Here is a 23,071-nt window from a genome sequence, read left to right as displayed (position 1 = left end):
CCGGGCTTGTTTTGTTCTCTGGTAGAGCAGAGCAGGCTCAGGGCTACTGAAAGCCCGCTCCGTACCGCTTAGCGGTCGGAGCCGGGTAGTTTACCTCTACACCCCTCGGAAAGAAGCGCTATCATAGAAGTCCGTCGAATAAACTCCCTTCGTAAAACCTCGCGAGGCAGATCGGATGGATTGGGTAGAAAAGGTGCTGGAAAAGATCCGGGAATGGGTGGAACGTGTGATCGACACCCTGCTGGGGAACCCCCAGCCTCAACCTGCTCCCATTCCGGTAGAAGATGGATCCCATCGTCGTCGTTAATCCGACTGCCATTGCCCCCGGCGGCGAGCCTCTCAGCCTCTTGGTACTGCATGGCCCCAACCTCAACCTGCTGGGGGTGCGAGAGGTGGGCATCTACGGCTCAGTATCCCTGGAGCAGATCGATCAGGCTCTGCATCGGCAGGCAGAAATGCTAGGGGCGAAGCTGGAGATTCTCCAGTCCAACCATGAGGGGGTGCTCATCGATGCCATTCACCGTGCCCGCCAGCAGCATGTCGGCATTCTGATCAACCCTGGGGCCTATACCCACACCAGCATTGCTCTCCGAGATGCCATTGCAGCCGTAGGATTGCCCGCTGTGGAAGTCCACCTAAGCAACATCCATCGCCGCGAGCCCTTCCGCCAGCACTCTTACATCGCCGCCGTAGCGATTGGGCAAATCAGTGGTTTTGGGGCGCAAAGCTACCTGTTGGGGCTACAGGCTCTGGTGCAACACCTGCGCCTGCAATCTGTGTAGGATCTGTGTAGGTGCCCTCAGCTCTCCAGGAACTCCTGCACGGCTGTGCGAATAAAAGCTTCATCCTCGGGGTTTTGATGAGGATTACCGGCCCGGTGCCCCCAAATGGAGGGGATGATCTTGTAAACCGCGTTCGGGATCCATTCTGCCTCAGCCCGACAATCTTCTGGGGTGAAATACAAATCCGTCTGGGCGGGCATCACCAATGTTTGGGCCTGAATTGCCCTCAAAGCAGCCCGATAATCTCCCCGGTGAATGGGGTTGTCGCTGATATCGCAGCGGATCCAAGTTTCGATCATCGATAGCAAATTCTGCGGATCCCGGCGGCGGTAATTGGCCTCCCAGCCTCGCTCTAGATAATCTTCGAGAGAGGCATACCCCAAGGATTCATAGCATTTTTGGTTGAAAAAAGGTTGGGAAACAGCCCAACTGGCGTAGATGTGGGCAAAAGCTCGCAGACCCCGCTCTGGGACACCCGTAAATCGACGACCGTTCCAGGCGGGATCGGCAGTTAGGGCTGAGCGCAAACTCTCCAGAAAAACCCGATTGTGAACTGTGGTCTTGGCGGTGCCACAGAGGGCTACGATCCGTTCCACCCGCTCAGGAAACAGGGATCCCCAGTGATAAGCCTGCTGAGCCCCCATCGACCAGCCGTAGATCAGGCGGATGCGTTCGATCCCAAAGTGTTGGCGAATCAGGCTCTCCTGCAGGCGCACATTGTCCCAGTGGCTGAACCAGAAGCCGTCTTCCCGCAAGCCGCAGGCCGGATCGTTGCTGGGGGAAGTCGAAAGGCCATTGCCCAGCATATTGGGAATGAGGATAAACCACCGCTGCGGGTTGAGGATGCCGTCGGGACGGATCAGCCACTCCAGGTCAGGATGCTGAGCCCCATAGGAGGTGGGGTAGAGGATCAGGTTGTCTTTTTGGGGGGAAAGAGTCCCGTAGGTGGCATAGGCGAGCGTGATTTGGGGCAGTTGGATCCCGCACTGTAGCTGAAAATCGTTCAGGCTCCAGGTGTAGTGAGTCATGCCTGAAATTGTTCAATCACCTGACGATGAACCCGCACATACCCCTGCCCTAGATGAGCCAGATGGGGCTTGAGGTATTGATGGGCATCGGCCAAAGCATGAAATGGAATGGAGGGGTAAAGGTGATGCTCAGCATGGTAAGGCATATTCCACATCAAAAAGCGGATTGGCCAAAGGGTAAGGGTGGTACGGGTATTGGAGAAGGGATCCTCGGTTTGGCTACAGCCTGTGTGCTCTGCCAGCAAAATGAAGCGCAAGATCGGCTGCCCTACCGCCAAAGGCAACAGCCACAGCCACACTATCCAGGGATCCCCCAGCAGAAGGGAGAGCAAGCTCCCAAGGCCGTAGACCCCTAGCTGCAACCGCACCGAACGAATGACCTCTTGGCGGGCCGATTCAGGAATGTAGGGATAGCCTTGCAACTGGCCGCTGGCTATGCGGATGTAGGTCTTCACCTTGCCGATCCACCAAGTCAAGCCGCTCAGCTCGAGCAAATACTCCGGCCAGCTCTGGGGTTTGGGATCCTCCAGCTCCGGATCCTTGCCCGGAATCTGGGTATAGCGGTGGTGCCATTTGTGGTATCGGCGATAAAAAGTGCTGTTGTAAAACGAGAGCAAGCCCGCCACCCAAGCCACCCCGTCATTCAGTTTTGGGCTGGCAAAAGCGGTGCGGTGTACACATTCGTGCAAAGCAGCAAACATCGTCGCCAAACTGGCCCCGTAAACCACCAGCGCCGCCAGGGCAATCCAGCCATTGACACCTTTCTGGGTCACCCACAGGCTGCCACTCACCGCCATCACCGCCAAATGTCCCAAAAGCTGCCGGAGCCCGGCTGAATTGGAGCGGACATTCAGTTGTCTGAGGCGCTCACTCGGGATCAACCGTTGCGGATCCGGCAAAATCGGTGTTGTCTCGACAGCCATGGCCTGTTCTTGTGAGCTACGAGAATGGATAGAAGTTATCCAATATCAAACCGAGGCCAGACCTTTCCGCCTGTGTCCAAGACAACAAAACCCTGGACCAAACTCCTAACCATGACTGCGGGGATCCGGCTGATTGGGGAGGATAGGCCCGCTCCGCTCCAGCGCAGACACTGGCCCGGCATTGGTCAACTGCAGGGGCTGTCCAGTTGCCAGAGCCAACACATTGGCTCGCAGAATCGACGGCGGCTGTTCGCCAATCGCCGATCCCAGCACTTCTCCCTGCCGATCCAAAAACAGAAAATGAGGGATGCCGTTCACCCGGTAGCGGCTCAGCTCCGGCAGCCACTTGGGATTATCCACATTGAGCATGACAAAGTTGACTTGATCGGCAAATTCCTGTTTCAGGCTGGCCAGGAGGGGCGCCATCGCTCGGCAGGTGGTGCACCAATCGGCATAAAACTCCACCAAAGAAGGCTTGCCATTGGCCTGAGCTTGCTCCCAAGGTATGGCTTCTTGGGCTAGAGCCTCTAGGTTGCTGCCCGCCTGACGACCCTGGCTGGCCAAAAACAAACCCACCGCTAAGAGCACAGCTGCCGCGGCAACCAGCCCGTTGCGCAACCGTTTTGCCCAGTCTTCCTTCATCTTTCCTCACCTTGCCATCCGCTGGATCTGACCTTAGCCGTCGCCTTCACCGTTTTAGCATCCCCCTCTCTCCCCCTGATGAGACCGATGAGTCCGGAGGCGCCTCTTGTCTGTTCTGCCTTGGGCAAGGATCCCAGCTGGAGAAGAGGGCCAGGTGAGCGATAATGGGTGCGGCGTTTGCACCGATGGCTCAGCGATGCGCATCTCCTTGAAGTGGCTGCGAGAACTGGTGGATTTCCAACTTTCACCCGAAGAACTGGGAGAGGCCCTCACCCTGGCGGGGTTTGAAGTGGAAGAGATCGAAGACCGCCGCACCTGGGCAGAGGGGGTGGTTTTGGGCAAGATCCTGGCTGCCGAGCCTCACCCCAACGCCGACAAGCTGCAGGTTTGCCAGGTGGATTTGGGATCCAATCGGCCTGCCACCATTGTCTGTGGAGCCGCCAACGCCCGCGCCGGGATCCTGGTAGCAGTGGCTACACCCGGCACCCATTTGCCCGCCCTCTCCCTCACCATTGCCAAAGCCGACAAGCGGGGGGTGATCTCGGAGGGCATGATCTGCTCTCTGGCAGAGCTGGGGCTGGAGAAATCTTCCGAAGGGATCCACGAATTCCCGCCCGACTTGGATCTGGAGGTTCATCCGCTTGGCTCTGATGTGCGTCCTCTTTTGGGCTTGGACGATGTGGTGCTGGATCTCACTTCCACCGCCAACCGGGCCGATGCCCTGAGCATGGTGGGGATCGCCCGCGAAGTAGCTGCCCTCACCCGCAACCCGCTGCGCCTGCCCCCCGTCCAGCCTCTCCAAACCAAGCCCATCCCCAACTTTCAGTTGCGCATTGCCGACGCCAAAGCCTGCCCCGCCTACAGTGGCGTGTTGATCGAAGGGGTGAAAGTCGGCCCTTCCCCCGACTGGCTAAAACACCGACTGGCCGCTGCCGGCATGCGATCCATCAACAATGTAGTGGATGTTACCAACCTGATCCTGCTGGAATGGGGCCAGCCCTTGCACGCCTTTGACTGGGAGCGCCTGCTCCAGGTCATGGGCAAGAAAAAACCCACCATCGAGGTGCGCTTGGCCCAGCCGGGAGAAACCTTAAAGACCTTGGACGGCCAAACCCGCACCTTGCAAGCCGACAGTCATCTCATTGTGGCCGGCAGCCAACCGGTAGCTCTGGCCGGGGTCATGGGAGGGGAAGAAACCGAGGTCGGCTCGACCACCACCCGCATTTTCTTGGAAGCAGCCCTATTCGATCCGGCGGTGACGCGGCGCTCGGCCCGGTCTCAAGGTCTGCGCACCGAGGCTTCCACCCGCTATGAGCGAGGGGTTAACTTTGCCACCCTCGATCAGGCCCGGGATCGGGCGGTGCAGTTGATCCTGAAACTGGCAGGGGGAGCAGTAACCGGCCTTACCACCTTTGACCGGCGGCCCCCCCTGGAACGCACCCTGAAATTGCGGCTGTCGCGGCTGATCGATGTGTTGGGGGACGAGGTGCAGGCGGCGGATGTGGAGGAGATCCTATCTGCCTTGGGCTTTCAGCTCTCCCGTTGCGAAGGGGCCAATTCCCAGAGTGCCCTCTCCCCCGCTACAGAAACGGCAACTGTGGCCCGCTGCGTCTGGCAGGTCGCCGTTCCCCCCTATCGCCTGCGGGACATTGAGCGGGAGATCGACCTCATCGAGGAGTTTGCCCGTCTCTACGGCTATGACCGCTTCTCGGAAACCCTGCCCACCGAGCCGCAGGTGGGATCCCTTTCGGCGCGGGAAACATTCACCCGCCAGATCCGAGAAGTGCTGCGGGGCATTGGCCTGACGGAGGTGTATCACATCTCCCTCTGCCCGGCGGAGGAGAATGGATCCCTGGTGAGGATCGCCAATCCGCTTTCGCCGGAATATTCAGCCGTGCGCAATGCGCTGCTTCCCGGCCTGGTGGAGGCCTTCCGCTTCAACTGGGATCAAGGCAACGGCCCGCTCCAAGCCTTTGAAATCGGTCGTGTTTTTGCCCATGCCCTTCCCCCCAACCCCCACCCTTACCGAGAGGCTGAGCATATCGGCGGTATCTTGGGCGGGGATCCCAATCCCCACGATTGGCAGCACCGCAACCGACCCATGGACTGGTTCGAGGCCAAGGGGCTGCTGGTCTCCGCTCTGGAGCGGCTGGGATTTGGCCCGGAGTTTCGTCTGGATCCCCCTGAAGAGCAATCGTCCCTGCTTCACCCCGGTCGCCAGGCCAGTTTGTGGATTGAGGGATCCCGCATCGGTTTGTTCGGGCAACTGCACCCCCGCCTCTGTCAGGAAAAGGGGCTGCCAGATCAGGTCTATGGGTTTGAGCTGCAGTTGGATCCCTTGCTGGAAAGCCTGGAGAGACGGGGCATTGTGCAATTTGTCCCCTTTTCGCCCTTTCCTGCTGCCGATCGGGATATCGCCTTCTTTGCGCCGATCGACCTTGCCGTTGGCGAGATCGAGAAGGTTATCCGTCGAGCGGGCGGAGAACTTCTCCAATCGGTGCAGCTTTTCGACGAGTACCGGGGCCAAGGAGTACCTGCAGGGCAGCGCAGCCTTGCCTTCCGCCTAGTGTACCGCGCTCCCGATCGCACCCTCACGGATGCGGAGGTAGAAGCTCTGCAAAACCAGGTGAGGGCGCAGTTGGCAACACAATTTCCGGTGACCTTGCGCAGCTAGCCGACCCCTCTGTAGCTACTATAACATCCTCCCGGCGCTCGTCCTGTGGACAGGGCGCGGGCTACCCTTCCCGTCAGCAGGACGGAGTCCTTACCTCGCAGTTGGGCATTCCTGCCCCACGCCACTTGCCTGGGTCTACAACCCCCGACAAAACAACTGGACAGGCGGTTCTCCTTCCCCAGCCTCCCTGGTTACTGCCAGCTCGCAAAACAACCTCTAATCCACCCAGCACAGTTCCCAAGGCTGAGGCTGAGTCCCGATGCACCCGGTACCGGCATTCAGGGCACTGAGGCCCCCCGACAGCCCAGCTGTTGCTAACCGTCCCTCAGCACTTGCAACCGACTCGACGCACTCCTTGGGCAACATCCCCCTTGCCCAGCCCTTGGCCTTGAGGTCTTCCACAAAGAAAAGATAAAGAGGGTCGGCCCTCGGTCCTAACGCCAATGGGCCCTCTGGAAATGGAACTCTTGGCAACCATTGGCAATGCGCTGGTGTATCCTGGCGACTTTGATTTGTGTCTTTTCCCAGTTGTGAGGCCCTTTCCGTTTTCTCGCCCCCCTGGGTTGCAGCCTTCTCAGCTGGCCTTGCAGGGCTTTGAAGCCCTTGGGCCGTTCCCGGCAGACGCTGTCTGGCAAGGGGTTCTGCTGACGGTAATCAGAAGGGAAGGGTGCATCGGCAGGCAGGATGGACTCCTGCAGCAAGGAACCCCTGTCCAGTGGCCAAGAGCAAGATTCTACCCACTCCTTAGATTTCCGGCAAAGTGTAGTTGTATACGCGCCGGCCAATCTCCAGCCACGTCAACAGCGAGGACTCTGTCCCGCTAACGCGAGCGGCTTGCTGGGAGGCATCTGGATCAATCCGGTGCTTGTAGGGTACGCCAGCACAGGTACGTTTTACTACAGATTTTGCTCAGGGGTATGGCGGGGATCCATGTATCCCGGTGCTCACCCTGCGGGCAGGGCGCGGGACTGATTGCCCCTGCACCCCGTTAGCTACACCGCTGGGAAGCCCCGCCCTCTATTAGGGGCTAGTGACTAGTGACTAGTGGCTAGCCACTATCCAGGGTGAGAGTCGGGATGAAAGGCGGGGACATGATGTTTTGTCCTTGACTGGTGCCATAAACATAAAAAGTAGCGGGGTTTTATGCACTGCCGCTATAAACATCAAGTACAGGGTGGTGGGGCATCCCGTCCTTTTCGCGCTAGCAGCGCGGAGCGCTAACCGGAGTCACTGTTCGCGTCAGCGGGACGGAGTCCTTGAAGCCCGCACTCTCTCGCTTTAGCGGCGCGGAGCGCTTTGCATCAGCATGAGTGCGCGAGTATGTCACTTAAACCAGAAGCAGATCTCAGCTTTTGCCCAGCTTCAGCATCTGATCCACCACCCCTAGGGTTTCTTCGTAGAGGTAGTCGGGGCCAAGCCGCTGCAACTCGGCAGCCAGCAGGGTGTCGAGGGAATCCTGCTCCAGGGGAGCCACCTGGCGAACCACACATCTCTGAGCGCCCCCCATGGCTTCCATGCGCATACACCCTGTGATTTCGGAGCACAGCACAGTACAGGCGTCGGCTTCTTGGTTGCTGGAGGTGAGGCGCAGCCCGATGAGATCCCCCGGCTGGCTGATTTCCGAGGCCAAGGGCACAGCGGCCAGTTCTGCCATCACCTCGCCGCCCATTTGGGTTTGAAAGCGGATGCGGTCAATCTTGTAATCGTGTTCTTGAGCCTGAACCCGCTCCGTGGGAGTCCATCCCAGGCGACCGGCCAGCCAGCCCAGGAAAAGGAACGCCTGGCAGGGATTGCCGGCTTTGTAGTCGAGGTTCACGCGATCTACGAGGTATAGGGACTCCCGCCGGTCGGGAGGGTCAAAGGCTTGGGCGGTGAGTTCCTGCCAAGGCAGCAGCCGCCGCCAGTTGAGATCCCCACAGTGGCGCCCCTCACCCACCAAGAGGTGGATTTCCTGCAGATCTTCTTCTGGATTGACAAAGCCCCGTGAATCGACGATGACCCGGTTGCTCAGAGCCACCAATTTTTGAAACAGCAAGCTGTTCAAATCCAGATCCCCTTGCCACCACAAAAAGGTGGGCAAGTTGGGGATCAGCAGCGAGGCAACGGTGCTGCAGGCCCGCACAAAGGCCGATTCGGGCGCTTTCAGGGTGATGTATTCGCAACAGACCAACGAGCTGCGCTGCTCACGGGTCACCGGACAGTAGGCGGCCACCTGGGCCTCGATGGCATCGTCTGCAGATCCCTCCCGTTTGGCTCGCAGGTCAATGACGCGACAGGGGTTTTGGGTGGCGATGGCCTCGACGGTGGGAGAAGGTAGCAACAGCGCATCGTCCAGAGATTCGTACACCACCAGGGTAAAGGTGGCAGCGCGGGCGGCAACGCTCTCTCCTTTGGAAGACCAGATCTTGTTCAGCTCCCGCTCAATATCTTCGATGGAGACATCTTTCGGAGTCTGTAAGGGTAGGACGGCAGCAGATTGATCCATAGTCTCCTCCTGGAGTGGACTCTTGCTCGATTCTAGGCAGGCGGGCCGGCTGGCTGGGAAGGGCTTAAGGCCAGGTACAGATTGGCCAACTCAAGCCTGCGCTCCACACCCAATCCAGGAAATCAGAGGATCAAGCGGGCCGGGGCTGGATGCTCAGCTCCAGGGGGCGGGCGGGATCCCCTGTCAACAGGACTCCGCGGCCATTGGCGTGTAGGTGCCGCACAATCCAGTACAGGGTTTCTATGCGCTCCGGGCAGCCCAGTTTCTCTGCCAGTTGGGGCAAAGTCAGGGATCCCTGGTGCTCCTGCACCGTCTCTAGCAATCGCCGTTGCAGCTCCAAGACAGCGCTGGCGGCTTTCTTGCCTGCTTCCACCCCCGGTTGATGGTAAGCGTTGATCTGGATTAGGGAGGCGTAGAGGCCCACGGCTCGTTCGTAGAGGGCGATCAAGGCCCCCACCGAGCGGGCATCTACCCGTGGCAGCGTCACGGTAATGGAGTCGCGACCGTTTTCGTAGAGGGCCTGGCGGGTGCCCTGCAGCAGGCCGTTCAGGTAGTCGCCACTGGTCACCTGCGGCTCCACGAAGGGGGAAGGGATCCCGGGCTCCCGATCCTGAAGCACCTCGATGAAGGTGACAAAGAAGTTGTTCAAGCCATCCCGTAACTGCTGGACGTAGGCATGTTGGTCGGTGGTGCCCTTGTTGCCGTAAACGGCGATGCCCTGCTCCACACGGTTGCCGTTTAGATCATGGGATTTGCCCAGGGATTCCATCACCAACTGTTGTAAGTAACGGCTAAACAGCAGCAGGCGATCCTTGTAGGGCAAAACCACCATGTCTTTGCGCCCTTGGCCTTGACCGACGATGTACCAGGCCATGGCCAGCAGAGCGGCGGGATTGCGCTCCAGGTGGGGCAGGCGGGTGGCCTCATCCATGGTGGCTGCCCCGGCCAGCAAAGCCCGGATATCAATGCCCTGCAACGCTGCCGGCAACAGGCCCACAGGGGAAGTTTCGGAGGTGCGCCCCCCCACCCAGTCGAAGATGGGGAAGACCTCCAACCACCCCTCCTGCCGCGCCTGCTGCTCCAATTGGCTGCCGGGGCCGGTGATGGCCACCGCATGGGCAGAAAAAGGGATCCCGGCTTTTTGGTAGGCCAGCTTCACCTCCACCAAGCCATTGCGGGGCTCTGGGGTGCCGCCGGATTTGGAGGTGGTGATCACCAGGGTTTGCCCCAGTTGGTCTGCCAGCCGCCCCAGCACCCGGTCAAACCCGTCGGGATCCGTGTTGTCGATGAAGTGGATGTTCAGGGGGGGGTGCAGCGGAGCCAGGGCCTCCGCCACAAATTGCGGCCCCAGAGCTGAGCCGCCAATGCCGATGCAGAGCAGCTCGGTGAACCGTCCCCCCCCGCTGGCCGGGATGGTTCCGCGATGGATCTTTTCGGCAAAGGTTTCCACTCGCTCAATGGAATCCTGAATGGCCTGCCGGATTTCAGGGGTGGGAGCCAGCTCGGGCGCCCGCAGCCAATAGTGGCCCACCTGGCGGCCTTCGTCGGGGTTGGCAATGGCTCCTGCCTCCAAAGCCTGCATATCGGCAAAAGCCTGGGCAAAGCGAGGCCGTAGCGCTTCCACCTGAGGGGGAGTGAAACGGATGCGGCTGATATCGACGAAAATCTCCAGGCCGGGATGGTAGTAAAGCCAATCGCAGTAGCGCTGCCAGAGTTGGAGGCTGTCCATGGGATCCCTTTTGCCGAAATCCCTAACCAGCTTACCAAACTCTTTCTTACTCCCAGCCGAGGGTTGTGCGCTCCAGCCAGGACTGATCCAAACTGATGAGTGCCTCTTTGACCCCCACACCGGTCTCAGGGTGACGCCAGTCGGGAGCGATCTCCCCCAAGGGAGCTAAGACAAAAGCACGTTCCATCATGCGGGGGTGGGGCAACGTCAGCTCAGGGCTGTTCAGGATCCGGTTACCCACGGCCAGCAGATCCAAATCCAGGGTTCTGGCCTCCCAGCGGATGCGCCGCACCCGTCCTGCCTCCTGCTCGATGGCCAGCAGCGCCCCGAGCAACTCCAGGGGAGACCGGTAGGGGGGAAAGGGATCCAAGGCCACCACTGCATTGAGGTAATCAGGCTGTCCGGGTGGCCCCCCTTGGGCTGGGCTGCGGTAGAGACTGGAACGGGCCGCCACCTCTCCCAGCTGGGGCAGCTTCTGCACAGCCAGGCGCAACTGCTGCAGCGGATCCCCCAAGTTGCTTCCCAGGGCAATGTAGGCCAGGTCGGGATTCATACAGATCGGCGACGGTCGATCTCTACGTAAACATCATCGAACAGCCCCGGCAGGGGAGCATGGGGCTTGTGAACCCGCACGGTCAGGGCCTCCAGCTGGGGATAGCTCTGCCACAGCCGCTCTGCAATCTGGTCTGCCAAGGTCTCGATCAAGCGGCGGCGCTGGCCGGTCACCTCTTGCCGCACCATCTCATACACTTGGGCATAGTCCACTGTGCCAGAGAGGTCATCCTGGATCTGGGCCAGGGAAAGCTGCATCTCCACATCCACCACAAAGCGCCCGCCCAAAACTGCTTCCTCCGGGCAGTGGCCGTGGTAAGCATGAAAGACAAGGCCCTGCAGCACCAGCCTACCCTGCATCATGGTGCAGAGCTTCCCAAGTGGCGAGGGCGGAAACATGAGCCGGCACGTTGTGAACCCGTACCAGGGCAGCTCCCCGGCTGGCCGCAAACAGGTGGACGGCCACGCTGGCGCTGTCTCGCTCGCTGGGCACGGCAATGCCGGAAAGCTTGCCCACAAAACTTTTGCGGGATGCCCCCACCAAAACTGGGTAGCCGTAGGCCACCAGCCGCGGTAGGGCTTTAAGCAGGACTACATTCTGCTCAGCAGTTTTGGCAAAGCCCAAGCCCGGATCCAAAACAACGCTGGGCACGCACGCCGCCAGAGCCCGCTCCGCCTGTTCCCTGAGGAAACCGAAAACCTCCCCCTCCAGGTCAGCATAGTCGGTCTGCTGCTGCATGGTGCGCGGCTCTCCCCGCATGTGCATGATCACCGCCGGCACCCCCGCCTCGGCACAGACCTGTATCATTTGGGGATCCCGCAGCCCGCTGACATCGTTGATGATGTGCGCCCCGGCAGCCAAAGCCGCAGCCGCCACCTCCGTTCTGCGCGTATCGACGCTGATGGGGATCCCGGATCCTTCCAGGGCCCGGATCACGGGCAAGACTCGGTCGCATTCCACCTCCACCGATACCGGCTCCGCTCCCGGACGGGTGGACTCGCCGCCAATATCCACGATCAAGGCCCCTGCCGCTGCCATGGCTTTGGCTGCCTGCACAGCCGCTTCTGCAGATCCCCACTGGCCGCCATCGCTGAAGCTGTCGGGGGTAACGTTTAGCACCCCCATCACCCCAACGCCCCGCCAAGAAAGACGGTAGCCCTCTGGCGTCTGTTCTGCCCCAGGCAGAGGACGTCGGGAGATCAAGCTGGTAACACCCATAACCGCTGCAGGCTGCCGTGTTGCAAAAGCAGGGGGAAAAGTCTCCCACTGCCTAGGATGGTATTGCCGTCAATCCCAAGGCTGGCGCAAGCCCAACAGGATTCTACAAAATTTTTTACAACGTCCTTACAGAGCCACGATTGGTGAAAGGCTGCCCCTGCCGGCTCAAGCGCAAGGAATGGCCCCCGCCGACAGAGGAAGCTCTCCCGCTCTGACTAGAACATGATGTCGTCTTCCGAACGACCCCAAATACACCAAATGATAGAGGCAAAGATCGCCATGTAAACCCAGGCCATCGGGCCGTATTGCAGCAGATCCATCAATACATCCCTAAAACATTTGTTTATCTAGTCCAATTATTGTGATGTTTCGTTACAGCGTCAACCGTTTTCTTAGGAAAAGGCCCCCTCTCAGACCCAGCCGGAGCTGCGCTGGGATCCCTTGTCCAGGGCGGGTTAAGTCTTTTTGCCTAAAGACAGGGAGCAAGTCTTCAGTTTCTGAGAAAACCCAGCTTGCCTGAGAGATGCAGGAGGATAGGGAACTAGACATTGAAGCGGAAGTGCATCACGTCCCCTTCCTGGACGACGTAGTCTTTGCCTTCGCTGCGCAGCAGGCCCTTTTCTTTGGCGGCATTCAGGGATCCCGCCGCCACCAGATCGGCATAGGCCACCGTCTCGGCCCGGATGAAGCCCCGCTCAAAATCGGAGTGGATCACCCCGGCTGCCTGAGGGGCTGTGGCGCCGACTGGAATCGTCCAAGCGCGGGTTTCTTTGGGGCCAGAGGTAAAGTAGGTGCGCAAGCCCAACAGCTCGTAGGTGGCCCGGATTAGGGATTTCAGCCCGCCTTCTTTCACCCCCAACGAATCCAGATAGGCCTGTCGCTCGTCGGGGGGCAGCTCCACCAGTTCCGCCTCCACCTGGGCTGAGACCACCACCACACCTGCCCCTTCCGCCTCGGCAAATTGCCGCACCTGCTCCACCCAGGCATTGCCGCTGGCCAGATCCGTTTCCGCCACATTGGCGGCGTAGATGACTTTTTTGCGGGTGAGCAGCCCCAACCCTTTGATCAACTGCTCTTCTTCTGGGCTGAGGGGTACCAGGCGAGCCGGCTTGCCCTCGTCCAAGGCAGCCTGTAATTGTTCCAGAGCCTGCAACTCCAGTTGGGCGGTTTTGTCGGACTTTGCCTGCTTGCGCACCCGCTCTATGCGCCGCTCGATCTGGGCCAAATCCGCCAAGGCTAGCTCCAAGTTGATCACCCCGATATCCCGCAAGGGATCCACCGAACCCGCCACATGCACAATGTTCTCGTCTTGGAAGCAGCGCACCACGTGCACCAAGGCGTCCACCTGGCGAATGTGGGAGAGAAACTGGTTGCCCAGACCCTCCCCCTTGCTGGCTCCAGCCACCAGCCCGGCAATATCCACAAACTCGATTTGGCTGGGGATGATCTCGGCAGAACCGCTGATCTTGGCCAGCACCTGCAAGCGCTCGTCGGGCACCGCCACCCGCCCCACATTCGGCTCAATGGTGCAGAAGGGAAAGTTGGCCGCCTCGGCTTTAGCATTTTCACAGAGGGCGTTGAACAAGGTAGATTTGCCTACGTTGGGCAGGCCGACAATTCCAGCTCTCAACATCCAGATCTTGGGGAAAAAGCCAAAAACCAGGGTAACGGGATCCCTTGCCCAGCGGAAAGATCCCTACTCTGACGTTAGCATTTGCCGCCCCTTTCCCAACCGGTGGATCCGCTCCCAAGCGCTCCGCGCCGCCAACGCCACCACCTTCGGCTCCTCTCCCAAGAGAACTGTATTTTTTGTCAGCTGCACAGTGTTGGGCAGCTGAGGTCTTTTGACATCCTCCCCGGCCTGAAGGCCGGAGATTCCTACCACGCTACGCATGGATGGCTCCTTGCGCAGTCGTCTCGGCGGGTTCCTGCTTCCGACCGCCCGTGCAGTTCGATCCACAGGCCATCCGGGCTGACACGGGTGGTTCACCCACCCGCATCCCGACCGCAGCGTCGGCCGTGTCCTGCCCTTCGTCTCGCAACAGCTGTATCCCGCGAGCAAGGATGTTGATGGCACCGACCAGAAAGGCCTCCGGCCCGCTGCCGCGAAAGGCCTCCGGCCCGCTGCCGCGAAAGGCCTCCGGCCCGCTGCCGCGATCGGCGTTATTCTCATAGCCGCACGCCACGCACTCGAACCAGGCTTGGGTCTGGCGGTTGTCTGATGAAACATGGCCGCAACATGGACAGGTGCGGCTCGGGTTCTGCGGCGGCACGACAATGAGCCTGCCACCTTTCCAGGCCAGCTTGTACTCCAGCTGGCGACGGAACTCGTACCACCCCTGATCGAGGATGGACTTATTCAGCCCCGACTTGGCGCGGACGTTCTTCCCAGGAGCATCTGCCGTCCCTGCCGCCAACTTGGACATATTCCGCACCCGCAAGTCCTCGATGCACACGATTGCCTGGCTTTTGCAAATCGCGGTCGAGACCTTGTGCAGGAAGTCGCGGCGGGCGTTGGCCATCTGAGAATGAATACGCTGGAGGCGGGCTTTTGCCTTCTTCCAGTTGTTGCTGAACTGGACTTTGCGGGAGAGCGCTTGCTGTGCCTTGCGCAAGCGCGCCTCGTGCCGCTTGAAGCTGTTGAGGGGCGCGTAGAACGTGCCGTCCGAGAGGGTAGCCAAGCGGGCAATGCCCATGTCCATGCCCACTGCGCCCCCCTGCGGAATAGGCCGATCAACCTCCCGCTCGGTCTGGATCGACACGAACCACTTGCCAGCGTGCTTGGATACGGTGACGTTCTTGACCTTGCCCACCACGTCGCGGCTGTTGCGATAACGCAGCCAGCCAAGTTTGGGCAGAAAGATGCGGCTGTTGGCCTGGTCCAGCTGGATTTGCTTGGGGTCGGGATAACGGAAGCTGTCGGACCGGCCTTTTTTCTTGAACTTCGGGAAGCTGGCGCGTTGGGCGAAGAAGTGGCTGTAGGCTCGCTCCAAATCCTGGAGCGCCTGTTGCAGCGGATGCACCGGCACATCCGCCAGCCACGCCGTATCTGCGCTGTGGCGCCACGCGGTGAGCAGCTGGCACAAGCCCGCATAGCCTAGCTTTTTCTGGCCTTGCTCGTGACGCTCCTTCTGCAACGCCAGTGCTTTGTTGTAGACGAACCGGCAGGAGCCAGCAAAGCGGCGCATCTGCCGTTCCTGCTGGCTGTTGGGCAGCAATTCGTACTTGAAGGCTTGAAGTCGTTGCACCGCTCAATCGTATTCTTGGCCTATGCGTGATGACAACGATATTCACATGGCCGACACTGCGTTTTTAAAGGGCGTCGGCTACGGTCGGCGCTATCCTTCCCCGCCCTGAAGGACGGGGCTTGCCGCGCCTTTTGGTCAGTCGGTGTTTTCGTTGCTCACAAAGGCCGACCCATTGGCCTGGGGTTCGGGCGATTCCAGCGCGTATTTGAGCGCATGCCAGGCCAGGTTGGCGCATTTGATGCGCACTGGAAATTGGGCTACCCCTTTCATGGCGTTCAAAGCCCGTTGCTCCCGCGGGAACTCTTCGCCACCGCGCATCATGGCTTGGAAGCGCTCCACCAACTGCAGAGCTTCGGGGATGGTGCGCCCCCGCACCGCATCCGCCATGAGATCGGCAGAGGCCAGGGCAATGGCACAGCCTGCCCCCTCGAATTTGATATCGACAATCCGCTCCTGGCTGGGATCCAGTTGCAAGGTGAGGTCGATGGTGTCGCCGCAGGAGGGGTTGTGGCCGCGCTGGTGGCGGTGGACGGGATCCACTCTGCCGAAGTTGTGGGGCTTTTTGTACCGCTCCAGAATGACTTGCTGATAGAGTCCGCGCAGGTTATCTAGAGGCATTGTTGCTCCTGGTTGGTCGCTGCTCTGGCCGGTCGGCAAAAGTCGATCCGCTCATAGCCCATTGCCGCCGGGAATAGCCATAGTTCTCAGATATTCAGGATTTGGGAAGCGAGCCCGACCTGGCCCATCTGGTTTTGATCTTAACCCCGTTCTTGGTAGAGCTTGAGTCAGTAGAAAAACTCCTGCCAGCGCAGGGGCTTAAGTTTGCGCATGTACAGCCAATCAAAAAAGTTCTTCAGCACCGTGGCTGCATAGCCGCGCCAGACCAGCCTGCCTTTCTCGGCAACGGCAACGCGGTTCCCCACCGTTACACAAACAAAAACCGTGGCCTGCGGTCGGTAGGGGATCAGAGGTTGGCCGCGGATGAGCCGCAGCAGGTTTTGGGCTGCAATTGGCCCCTGGCGCACCGCGTACACGCCGATCTTGGGCAAGAGGCGGGATCCCCAAACAAAGTCAGCGCAGTCCCCCACCGCCAAGATGTGCTCTGAGCCTTGCACCCGCAGGTATTTGTCCACGAGCAGGGCTCCCGTCGGCCCTGTTGGCAAGCCGCAGGTGCTCAACCAGCTCGGCAGCTGGAAGCCACCTGCCCACAGGCGGGTCTGAGCCATCAACTCGGTGCCATCCGAGAGCCACACGTGCTCCGGCCCAAAGGCTTTCACCTGACATCCGGCCCAGATTTCCACCCCCAGACGGCGGATTTCCCTTTCCACCGCCCGGCGGAAGGGTTCCGAGAAGCCCTCGACCAGATGGGCCTGGCGATGGATCAAGATCAGCCGGGCTTGAGCTAAGGGGATCCCTGTTTCTGCGCTCATCTGCCGACAAAGATCGTAGAGTTCCCCCATCAGCTCTGTGCCGGTACAGCCTCCTCCCGCTACCACAAAGGTCAGCAGGCCCGGCGTCCGATCCCCCTGGGCTGCCCGTTGCCAGCACTGCCGGATCCAGGTTTGGGCGGCCACCAATTGTTCTGCCGGTCGAATGGTAAAGGCATGTTGGATCCCATCGATGGGGCGCAACTCCCGGCCCACATTCACCAACAGATAGTCGTAGGCAAGAGTTTGCATCCCGGCTTCACTCTCCAGGGTCAGGGTTCGAGCTTCGGGTTGGATGTGGGTGACTCGCCCCGGCAAAAACTGGGCGCCGTTGGCTTGAATATGCTCCAGCAAAGGGATCCGCACCAGCTCTAGAGAAAACCGACCGCTCAGCAGCCGTGTGGACATGCCCGAATTGACACTGTAGGGATAGGGGTTGATGGCGATCACCCGTGCCTGCCCTTTGAGCGCCCGCAAGGCGTCGATGGCTCCATAGCCACATCCGGCCAAGATCACAGTGGGCAGGGATCCCCTCATGGCTGGAGCGGGAACTCCTGGGGATCCCCGGCTGCCCATTCCAGGATGGAACCGGAATAGCTTTTGGCCTGCCGGCCCACGTGGGTTAAAACCACCGTGACCCAAGCGGAGCGAACCCCAGCTGTGCAGTAGGCAACGATCTCGGCTTCCGGAGGGATCCCGGCTTTTTGCAGGCGGGCGTGAATTTCATCGGGCGGCAACAGGGATCCCGCCGCATCCATCAGCTCCTTGTAGTAGAGATGCACAGCGCCGGGGATGTGTCCACCGCGCGCCTCACCATAGGGGGTGGCTCCCTTGTATTCTTGGGCTTCGCGACTGTCGAGGACGGCCACACGGTCGGAGCCAAGGCTGGCCCGCAGAGTGTCCCGGTCGATCTCCCACCGGTCGGTTCGCTGCACTACAAAGTCGCCCCGTTGCGGTTCGGCGGCGCTTTGTCGGGTTGTGGTCAGCACTCCCTCCTTCACCAGGGCCGGATAGCCCCCGTCCACCATGACCGCCTGGGGATGACCCAAGCTGCGCAACATCCAAACCATCCGGCCATCTTCTCCCCAACCCCGCAGCGGATCGGCAACCACCACCACCAGACGCTCCCGAAACACGCCAAGGCCCTGCAGCTTTTCGGTGAGAAGGGCATCATCTGCCAACAGCTTGCCGCTGTTTGCAGCCTCTGGTTGAGCAAACTCCGTCCAGTTCACCGGAATTGAACCCTTGAGGATCCCGTCGGCTTGCAATTCCGCACTGCGTGCATCCAGAAGCGTTGCCCCTTGTTGGATGAGCTGGATGGCGGTTGCAGGGCTGACCACCCAACCTGGCGTTGGTGTCATGGGTTGAGAGAACCTTAACTGGAAGATCCTATCCCACCTTACGGGACGAGTAGGCCGGTATGGGCCTCTTCCATCTGTTTGGAGAGAAGCCGTTGCAGGCTCACTCTGGCTTCGGAGAAGTTGGGAGCGATTTCCAAAGCCGAGCGAAAGTGTTCAATGGCCTGCTCCAGCTTGCCTTGGCGGGCAAGGATGGATCCCAGACGATAGTGAGCTGCTCCATAGCTGCCATTGCTGCGAATGGCCCGTCGATAGCTGGCCTCCGCCGAGGTTAGATCTCCCTTGATGCGCGCCACTTCGCCCAGGCCAAAGTGAGCTTCCGGCAACTCTGAATCTCCTTCGAGGGCCTGTTCAAACTGCTGCATAGCCTGCTGCAACTGTTGGGGCTGGATGAACTTGCGCCCAGAGGCATCCCGTTGTTTGGGGCCCAGGTAGGCTAGGCCAGTGGCGGCCATCGCTGCGTGCAGATCGGGGGCCAGCTCCAAAGCCCGCCGGTAGTTCTTCACAGCTTCGCTGTATTGCTCTTGGCTTGCCAACACCAGGCCCAAGCCGTAGTAGGCGCGAGCCTGCTGTCTTTTGAACTGGCCATTGAAGATCACCTGGCTGAACTCCTGGCTGGCTTGAGCCAGATGACCTGCATGTACCATTGCCAAACCCAGATCCACCCGCACAGCGGCTGCCAACTCAGGACTGAGATCCAGGTTGAGAGCAGTTCGGAAGGCTGCGATTGCCGCTTTTAGCTGTCCTTTGCGCATCAGCGCTTGTCCCATCACAGCGTGGGCCAGGTCCAGGCGACCATTCAGCCCCAAAGCAGCCCAGCAGGAGTCGATGGCCTCGTCCCATTGCCCCAGCTTGAGGCGAACTTGAGCAATGCAGAGATGAGCCTCGCTGAAGTGGGGATCCAACCCCAGGGCCTTTTGTTGCTGAGCTAACGCTTCTGCCCAGTTGCCCTTCTCTGCCCAGGCTTGGCCGAGCAGGCTATAGATCTCAGCTTGGGCGGATCCCTGGGTGAGGGGCAGCGCTTCGGGCAAATGGATCAAGACTTCATCCGGCTGATGCTGGGCCAACCACTGCCGCGCCAGGGCCTTCAGGGTTTCCACCAGGTGGGTGTTGATGCCGCTCAAGTTCGGGTTCAGGCGTTTGGCCTGTTGGTAGTGGCTCAATGCCTCCTGCAGTCGGTTGGTTTTTGCCAACAGATGGGCCAGTTCAATGTGGGCCTCTACGTGATCTGGCTGTCGCCGCACAGCCTCCTGAAACCGCTCCACTGCCTCAGGAATTGGATTGGCCTGTAAAAAGGACAGCCCTTCTGTAAAGGGATCCTGGGATCCCTCCCGCTCAAAGGTGTTGATGGCACGCCGGCCTTGCCAACCCAGCCAGCCCCCCCCTGCAGCCAAGATCAACAGCGGGATCCCCAGCCCCAGCGATCTGGCTCGGGCAGGAACATCGGCTTGCCCAAAAGAGCGCACCACCAACCCAGCCCCCAGCAGGAGAGACAAAGCCAGAGCTCCCCCCAAGAAGGGCCTTAGAGCAGGCCTGTGCAACCATTGATCAAGTGTCGGAAAGTTGGCCAGAACGTCGATAGGAGAACTGGGGCGAGCAGTTGTAGGCAGAGGGGTCGGGATCCCGTCTTGGGAAGGGGCATGGCCAACCGAGGCCTGGCTTGGAGCCGCTTCTGGCCGGCGCTCTTTCTGAATTTTGGGAACCGGTGCCCCCAGAGTTTTAACAAAGGAGGGGCGCGGGGAGCTATAAGTCCCGCGCTGTATGCAAAGCATCAGCGTCGGGATACATGGACTCCCCGCACTTGTCGATTCTCTCGATGGGATAAGACAAGTATTTACCAGCAGCTATAGCTTGTGGTAAACTGCCACTATGCTGACCATGAACTACACTTACCGGATCTATCCAGATGCCGCGCAGCAGGCCAAGCTGCGGTCGTGGCTTGAGACGTGCAGAGGCGTGTACAACTACGCTTTGCGCGAACTCAAAGACTGGATTGCTTCCCGTAAGTGTCCCATAGACAGATGCTCACTGGAGAAGGAGTACATCATTCCTGCCGATGAGCCATTCCCGTCTTATCATCGTCAGCAAAATAACCTACCCAAAGCAAAGAAGCAATTCCCGCATTTGGCCAAGGTGCATTCTCAGGTCTTGCAGGCTACGATTCGCAGGCTGCATGATACTTGGGAGGCATTCCAGAAGCGGGGATATGGGTTTCCCCGTTTCAAGAAACAAGGCCAATTTAAGTCTTTTGTGTTTCCCCAGTTCAAGGACAATCCCATCTCCGGCAGCAGTATCAAGCTACCAAAGATAGGAAAAGTGCCTATCAACTTGCATCGTCCTATCCCAGATGGGTTCAAGGTCAAGCAGGTGAGGGTACTGTCCAAGGTAAGAGGGACGCAATGGTATGTCGTCGTTACCATCGAATCGGACATATCGGTTCCCGATGCTCCGGTTCACGGTCGTGCGATTGGGATTGATCTGGGATTGGAACGGTTTTTGACGGTTTCAGATGGTAGCTTCCAGGAGCGACCCAAGTTTTTTAGGTCGATGCAACGCAAGCTGAAATTGCTGCAACGCAGAGCGGCACGAAAACAGAAGGGGTCACGAAACTGGGAGAAGGCACAAATCAAAGTTGCCAGAATGCACCATCGGATTGCGAACCGTCGTAAAGATTTCCACCTGAAGACGGCTCATAAGCTTTGTGACCAAGCGCAAACCATCTTTGCAGAAGACCTCAATGTCACAGGCTTGACACGGGGAATGCTGCGAAAAGGTTGTGTTGATGCCGCCTTTGGACAATTTCTGTCTCTGTTGGAATGGGTGTGCTGGAAACGTGGAGTGTACTTCGCTAAAGTCAACTCCAACGGGACTAGCCAAACCTGTCCCAAATGTTTTGCTACTGTCAGCAAAACGTTGACAGCAAGGGAGCATCATTGTCCTGAGTGTGGGTATCGAACTCATCGTGACCATGCAGCAGCAGAAATGGTTTTGCATCGTGGACTAGAGAATGTAGTAGCCCAGGGACTCTGGGGAACGGAAACAGCCTGCCAAGTCGTTCTGTCGGGGGTCTATGACCTAGATAAGTGGCGTGGGGCAGGAATGCCTAACCGTGAGGTTAGGAAGCCCGCGCTGTACCCGTAGGGTCAGCGTCGGGAGGATGTCACCTTTGCGAAAATCGGAGTTGTGGTCGGGATCCACAACAGGTTTTTGGGCCTCCAGCACCTTGATCTCAGAAATCTTGGTGCCCGGTAATACAATCTGCGTGGCATCGGCACTGCTTTCCCCAGAGGACAAGTAGAAGACTTTTTTCCACTGCGGCTGTGTTTCCCCCTGAAGCCGACCGTACACCACCAGTTGGCTAACTCCCTGCACAGGCAAGCCCCCCAATTGGCTGGCAACTCGATGCAACACCATAGAGCGGCTAAACATCCCCTGCCGTGGGAGATCCACCATGAGGTAAAGGACATCTTGCTTCAGGGCCGAACGGGTTGGCAGGGGGGCCAGGGCCTTCTGCAGAGCCTTGATCAGGGTTTCCACGCTGCGAGCAGCAGATGAGCCAGCCATAAAGTTAGAGTTCGCAAAGTTAAGTTAGAGAGTGAAAAAATGGTCTTGTAACAACTCCAATCCAAGAGGGATCCACTTCTCTCGGCAAAAACGAGTACCCCCTCGCCAGAAGTCCAGGCCTCTGACCTCATCTTGCTGCCTCATTGTGCTCAATCTGGCGGAGTCCGTCAATATACTGAAAGAGCCTGTTACAAACGGGGCTGCCGGCCCATTTTGCGACGGAAAAGGTGGGTGTGGTCAGGGCTGTAGAGCCGCGAGCGGGCAGATCTGGAGCTTGACAAGCCTTCCAAGGCAGGGCTGATGAGGTAAAGCACTGTGCGTTCTAAGCCGGCTTGCCGGGTGAGGGCGGCCATCTCGGCCAGGGATCCCAGCCAGATCTGTTCGTCCGGCCAACCCAAGCGATAACAAACGGCAACCGGGGTATCGGCGGGGTAGTGAGCCAGCAGATCTGCCTGCGCTTGTTCTACGTGGCGGGCGCTCAGATATAGACACAAAGAGGCGCGGTGGGCTGCCAGACTGGCCAGGGCTTCTGCTTCCGGTACCTGGGTGCGACCGCTGGCGCGGGTGAGGATAATCGTCTGTACCAACTTGGGTATGGTCAACTCCACCTGCAAACGGGCGGCTGCCAATTGAAAGGCGCTTACTCCCGGCACGATCTCAAAAGGGATCCCTGCCTCCGCCAGCCGGATCAGCAGCTCGTGCAGAGCGCCGTAAAGGCAGGGATCCCCATCCTGCAGCCGCACCACCCGCCGCCCCGCCTTGACCCGTTCCACAATTTGCGGCAGCAGCGTTTCCAGCGTGAAGGAGCGGGTGTCAATGGCCTCAACCCCAGGGCGACAATGGGCCAGCACTCCCTCTGGCACCAAAGAACCTGTGTAGAACACTACATCGGCTTCCGCCAGCAGTCTTTGCCCCCGCAGGGTAATCAGCTCCGGATCCCCGGGGCCAGCCCCGACAATGTAGACAGGCCACGACGTCGGTTCGCGCATTTGCTTGCTTCCTACCCCTTCAAGGGCCTCTTTGAAGATCCCTTTTCCAAAGTCTTTTCAAACTGGATTCCAAGGGAACTTATCTGGAGGCTCAAGCATGCAAGATCACGACAGGCACTCGCATCCCATCTTAAGGTACGTTCGGAAAGACTATTATCCCTACGTTGTTTTACCCCAGCCGATTGCTCTCCTCTTGAGGGGGCCAGATCTCCCACCTTGCCCGCCGGAGCCTGAGCCGCCACAGATGCCGGAGCGCCCAACGGAACCTGATATCGCAATGCAGGTATCTAGAGATGGAAAAAGATCACTCGTTTTACTCATTGACATTGAAATTGATGAGCCATGGTTTCTTGAAGGTACAGCCTTTTAATTTAAAATAGGGTACAGGTATTCAAGAGGAAGGAGAGAAAGGAATGCCGACTCATTCTTTGGATTTGCGGCAAAGAGTTGT

20 protein-coding genes are annotated in these 23,071 nt (G+C 59.3%); 4 read left to right on the top strand and 16 right to left on the bottom strand.

The window, feature by feature from the left end:
• Positions 1-175 precede the first annotated feature (175 nt).
• On the top strand, positions 176-307 hold the full coding sequence (locus tag ACVWXE_RS11810; protein WP_011434447.1) for a hypothetical protein: 132 nt from the start codon (positions 176-178) through the stop codon (positions 305-307).
• A complete protein-coding gene (gene aroQ / locus ACVWXE_RS11805) occupies positions 285-782 on the top strand; it encodes a type II 3-dehydroquinate dehydratase (RefSeq protein ID WP_457442067.1) in 498 nt (165 codons plus the stop codon). Before ACVWXE_RS11810 ends, aroQ begins: the two co-directional genes overlap by 23 nt.
• Before the next feature lie 17 nt (positions 783-799).
• Here the strand turns inward: aroQ and ACVWXE_RS11800 are convergent, their stop codons facing one another.
• The 3 genes from ACVWXE_RS11800 to ACVWXE_RS11790 form a co-directional block, all read right to left on the bottom strand.
• A complete protein-coding gene (locus tag ACVWXE_RS11800) occupies positions 800-1,810 on the bottom strand; it encodes an alpha/beta fold hydrolase (RefSeq protein ID WP_414417522.1) in 1,011 nt (336 codons plus the stop codon).
• Positions 1,807-2,733, bottom strand: a complete 927-nt coding sequence (locus tag ACVWXE_RS11795) for a fatty acid desaturase family protein (protein ID WP_457442066.1) — start codon at positions 2,731-2,733, stop codon at positions 1,807-1,809. Before ACVWXE_RS11795 ends, ACVWXE_RS11800 begins: the two co-directional genes overlap by 4 nt.
• A 105-nt stretch (positions 2,734-2,838) precedes the next feature.
• Complete coding sequence (locus tag ACVWXE_RS11790; protein WP_457442065.1) at positions 2,839-3,375, bottom strand: thioredoxin domain-containing protein; 537 nt, start codon at positions 3,373-3,375, stop codon at positions 2,839-2,841.
• A gap of 196 nt (positions 3,376-3,571) precedes the next feature.
• Between ACVWXE_RS11790 and pheT the strand changes: the two genes are divergently transcribed.
• Positions 3,572-6,049, top strand: coding sequence for a phenylalanine--tRNA ligase subunit beta (pheT, locus tag ACVWXE_RS11785; protein ID WP_457490400.1), 2,478 nt, complete (start codon positions 3,572-3,574; stop codon positions 6,047-6,049).
• Between the two features lie 1,345 nt (positions 6,050-7,394).
• On the opposite strand, the gene ACVWXE_RS11780 is transcribed toward pheT, so the two are convergent.
• The 11 genes from ACVWXE_RS11780 to ACVWXE_RS11730 all read right to left on the bottom strand — a co-directional run bounded on the left by ACVWXE_RS11780 (position 7,395) and on the right by ACVWXE_RS11730 (position 19,563).
• Positions 7,395-8,534 (bottom strand): glucose-6-phosphate dehydrogenase assembly protein OpcA, encoded by a 1,140-nt coding sequence (locus ACVWXE_RS11780; RefSeq protein ID WP_414342551.1) that lies wholly within the window; start codon positions 8,532-8,534, stop codon positions 7,395-7,397.
• A 130-nt stretch (positions 8,535-8,664) separates the two neighbouring features.
• Positions 8,665-10,263 carry a glucose-6-phosphate isomerase gene (locus ACVWXE_RS11775; protein ID WP_414522581.1) on the bottom strand — a complete coding sequence of 533 codons (1,599 nt, stop codon included), beginning with the start codon at positions 10,261-10,263 and terminating at the stop codon, positions 8,665-8,667.
• A 46-nt stretch (positions 10,264-10,309) separates the two neighbouring features.
• Complete coding sequence (gene folK / locus ACVWXE_RS11770) at positions 10,310-10,816, bottom strand: 2-amino-4-hydroxy-6-hydroxymethyldihydropteridine diphosphokinase (RefSeq protein WP_457490399.1); 507 nt, start codon at positions 10,814-10,816, stop codon at positions 10,310-10,312.
• On the bottom strand, positions 10,813-11,178 hold the full coding sequence (gene folB, locus ACVWXE_RS11765) for a dihydroneopterin aldolase (RefSeq protein ID WP_457490398.1): 366 nt from the start codon (positions 11,176-11,178) through the stop codon (positions 10,813-10,815). Before folB ends, folK begins: the two co-directional genes overlap by 4 nt.
• Positions 11,165-12,034 carry a dihydropteroate synthase gene (gene folP, locus ACVWXE_RS11760; RefSeq protein ID WP_457490397.1) on the bottom strand — a complete coding sequence of 290 codons (870 nt, stop codon included), beginning with the start codon at positions 12,032-12,034 and terminating at the stop codon, positions 11,165-11,167. Before folP ends, folB begins: the two co-directional genes overlap by 14 nt.
• 541 nt (positions 12,035-12,575) lie before the next feature.
• The gene (gene ychF / locus ACVWXE_RS11755; protein ID WP_457384021.1) at positions 12,576-13,667 is read right to left on the bottom strand and encodes a redox-regulated ATPase YchF; all 1,092 of its coding nucleotides are present in this window, start codon (positions 13,665-13,667) and stop codon (positions 12,576-12,578) included.
• A 253-nt stretch (positions 13,668-13,920) separates the two neighbouring features.
• Entirely contained in the window at positions 13,921-15,282 is a 1,362-nt protein-coding gene (locus ACVWXE_RS11750; protein ID WP_457490396.1) for an RNA-guided endonuclease InsQ/TnpB family protein, read from the bottom strand.
• Between the two features lie 135 nt (positions 15,283-15,417).
• Positions 15,418-15,900 carry a Fe-S cluster assembly sulfur transfer protein SufU gene (sufU, locus tag ACVWXE_RS11745; protein WP_011434254.1) on the bottom strand — a complete coding sequence of 161 codons (483 nt, stop codon included), beginning with the start codon at positions 15,898-15,900 and terminating at the stop codon, positions 15,418-15,420.
• A gap of 167 nt (positions 15,901-16,067) precedes the next feature.
• Positions 16,068-17,246, bottom strand: coding sequence for an NAD(P)/FAD-dependent oxidoreductase (locus tag ACVWXE_RS11740; RefSeq protein ID WP_457490395.1), 1,179 nt, complete (start codon positions 17,244-17,246; stop codon positions 16,068-16,070).
• Positions 17,243-18,070, bottom strand: a complete 828-nt coding sequence (locus tag ACVWXE_RS11735; protein ID WP_457490394.1) for a sulfurtransferase — start codon at positions 18,068-18,070, stop codon at positions 17,243-17,245. Before ACVWXE_RS11735 ends, ACVWXE_RS11740 begins: the two co-directional genes overlap by 4 nt.
• Before the next feature lie 38 nt (positions 18,071-18,108).
• Entirely contained in the window at positions 18,109-19,563 is a 1,455-nt protein-coding gene (locus tag ACVWXE_RS11730) for a tetratricopeptide repeat protein (protein WP_457490393.1), read from the bottom strand.
• Positions 19,564-19,945: 382 nt separating this feature from the next.
• Between ACVWXE_RS11730 and ACVWXE_RS11725 the strand changes: the two genes are divergently transcribed.
• A complete protein-coding gene (locus tag ACVWXE_RS11725; RefSeq protein WP_011434239.1) occupies positions 19,946-21,208 on the top strand; it encodes an RNA-guided endonuclease InsQ/TnpB family protein in 1,263 nt (420 codons plus the stop codon).
• On the opposite strand, the gene ACVWXE_RS11720 is transcribed toward ACVWXE_RS11725, so the two are convergent.
• Positions 21,143-21,631: a hypothetical protein gene (locus ACVWXE_RS11720; protein WP_457490392.1), complete on the bottom strand. Its 489-nt coding sequence runs from the start codon at positions 21,629-21,631 to the stop codon at positions 21,143-21,145. The genes ACVWXE_RS11725 and ACVWXE_RS11720 overlap by 66 nt on opposite strands.
• Before the next feature lie 188 nt (positions 21,632-21,819).
• Positions 21,820-22,620 carry a precorrin-4 C(11)-methyltransferase gene (cobM, locus tag ACVWXE_RS11715; protein ID WP_457490391.1) on the bottom strand — a complete coding sequence of 267 codons (801 nt, stop codon included), beginning with the start codon at positions 22,618-22,620 and terminating at the stop codon, positions 21,820-21,822.
• Between the last annotated feature and the right edge of the window lie 451 nt (positions 22,621-23,071).

Source organism: Thermostichus sp. MS-CIW-41 (genome assembly GCF_054058915.1).
Note: the sequence above shows the minus strand (reverse complement) of the source record. Positions and strands in the feature narration are given on the sequence as shown.